At 64.4% G+C, this 2,362-nt stretch carries 1 protein-coding gene and 1 pseudogene; both read right to left on the bottom strand.

The window, feature by feature from the left end; genetic code table 11:
* Nucleotides 1-24: 24 nt before the first annotated feature.
* On the bottom strand, nt 25-1,950 hold the full coding sequence (gene drmB / locus ACFCZN_RS21185) for a DrmB family protein (RefSeq protein ID WP_430558076.1): 1,926 nt from the start codon (nt 1,948-1,950) through the stop codon (nt 25-27).
* Nucleotides 1,947-2,362 (bottom strand): annotated as a pseudogene (locus ACFCZN_RS21180) (helicase); the annotation flags it as partial. The gene drmB and the pseudogene ACFCZN_RS21180, both read right to left, overlap by 4 nt.

Genomic DNA, 2,362 nt, shown 5'->3' with positions numbered 1-2,362 from the left:
GCTGACGGCTACCACCCCAGAACGTCAGCGAACGAGCCCTGAGAAGAACCCCAGGTCAGGTTCCTTGAAGGAGCCGACTAGCAGGCCACGGTCGAGAAAGCGGTTGAACTCTTCACAGCTGGTCTCTGGAACCAGCGCGCATCCGTGGCAGGCGGCGAGGTTGCAGGAGTCGGTTCCCTGGCCGTGCTCTCCGGAGTCCATGCAGACCGGATCGGTTGAGCACCAGGTCGCGTCGCTGATCGAGGCCTGCAGGACCTTGTGGAGGTTGTTGGGCGAAGACATCCGAACCAGGCCTCCCATCGTTCCTTCCGAGTCACCGGCCGCGGTGTAGACGAGCAGGCCTGCCATCTCCCTGCCTGAGGTCTCAGAGACGTAGAGCCGTTCCCGCAGGGAGGCGGAGCTGTAGCCGCAGGCGAAGACGAGCTCGTTGATCAGCAGGTGAGCGAGCGTGTGCATCATGACGAATCGCGGGCGGATCTCTCGCATGAGCAGACCGCGATCAGACGCGGCGACTGCATGGTGATCGCTGATCAGCTGTGCCCGGGCCTGCACCTCAGGGCGTTCCTCCCAGACGCGGAGTTCGTCGGGGTCGAGCTCGAGGTAGACGCCTTCACCCTTGACCACGTAGGCGGGCAGCCAGTCGTGCTCTCGGTCGAGGGTCCTCCGGCGCAGCATCTGCTTGCCCTCGAGGAGTCCCAGAGGGGTGTCGTTGAGGCGGGTGAAGCCACGCAGTGCTCGCGTCTCCCTCAGGGTTGCCACCGACCGGACTCGGCTGATCAGACCCGAAAGCGAAGGGTGCACGCCAGGGTCGCTGGCAGTGAGGTCATCGTCCTGAGGAGTCTGTCGAATCTGCTCGTACTCTGGGTAGCGCCAGCTGTCGTCCGAGGTCAGCAGATCGACATCGCCCGCAGGAATCTCCTCGTGAGCTCGTCCTCCGATACCGAAACGCTCGTTGTAGAGGGCGTGGACGTCTTCGACGCTCACGTCGCCGACGACCTCCTCTGGCAGTCGCCGCTGAAGCTTGCGGTGCATGGCGACGGGATCGACGTCAACTCCGTCCTCCTCTGCGTCCTCGTGGAAGTCCTCCAAGATGCTCTGGACCTTCGGGTCCTTCAAGAGCTCCTTGACCTGAGCTGGCACCGCACCGGCCTCTACAGGCAGGTAGATGGAGGACTCGACCTTGGGGAAGTAGATGTTCCCGGCACCACGAAGCGCACCGCGGACTGGCTGTCCGCACAGGCCGTTGCCGTCCAGAGCGAGCCAAGGGGCCGCCCCCTTGCACAGGAACTCGTTGCCCTGACCGCCAGCCAGGTCGCGGGTGAGAAGAGTCTGCTCGGTCTGCTTGCTTCCGCCCTGCATGATTCCCAAGAGAGAGCGGCGTCGACCGCACTCGCACTCCACGACCTGTCCATCGAGGCCACCTCCATAGGAGCGCAGCCTGAGGGTCTTGTTGCAGGTCGGACGCAGGCTCTTGTGCACCCACTCGGAGAAGGGGAAGTCTGCGAGGTGTCCCTTGGGACAGGCCATGACGAACGGGACCTGCGCCATGCGCGGGCGTCGCTTCCAGTCTGCGTGCTTGGGATCCGGGCACTCCATGCGGGTCGTCCGGTTCGGAGTGCTGGCCTCCAGGCGCCGACAGAACGTGCAGAAGTGCACCAGCGGAAACCTGAGCGCAGGGACCTTGAGCCCGGTGTTCCTGGTGTCGCTGCCGCCCTTGAAGTAGGGCCGGAAGTCCGGGGGGAGGCGGAACTCGGAGACCTGTAGCTGCTTCTCCAGCCGCCAGTCATGCGTCTGGAACTCAGCAGGTTCGTAGTTCGGGTCTTCCTTGACTGTCGGGTACCAGTGGTCCAGTCCAGCGGTGATGACCGCGGTGCCGTTGACGAGCATGCTCATCGCGCCCACCCCGAAGGGGGACACGAGCTGTGCCCGCCGGACGTCGCCCGTGCTCACTTGGTACCTCCACGCTGCAGTTCAGGGTCGTTCTCGAGGTAGGAGTTGGCTGCGCTGATGTCCAGACGGCACTCAGCATCGACAGTCCGCATGCTGCTGGGGGTGTCCCAGGTGAGGACCTCGCTGCCGACCTCGGGGAGAGTGCCAGCAAACCGGATCAGCCCGTTCTCTGGGTCTCCTCCGAATCCGATGTTGGCGTCCCATTCGGTCCGTCCGCCCTTGCTCCATCTGTTAGCGCGCAAAGCGGCTTCGGCTTCCAGGTGAGCCACGTCGTCGGTCTCGACCTCGGATGCCTGTTCGACCGCCCCCGCTCGGGCCTTGAGCAGCTCTACCGCTTCCCAGTACTTTTCCGCCGGGAAGGGGAAGGGCTTCTTGGCGTCAGAGGTCTGGCGGATGTACGCAATGACCGCCC

This window comes from Isoptericola sp. NPDC056134 (assembly GCF_042264825.1).
Taxonomy (GTDB): domain Bacteria; phylum Actinomycetota; class Actinomycetes; order Actinomycetales; family Cellulomonadaceae; genus Isoptericola; species Isoptericola nanjingensis.
The sequence above is the reverse complement of the archived record's forward strand: the minus strand, read 5'-3'. Positions and strand labels throughout refer to the sequence as shown.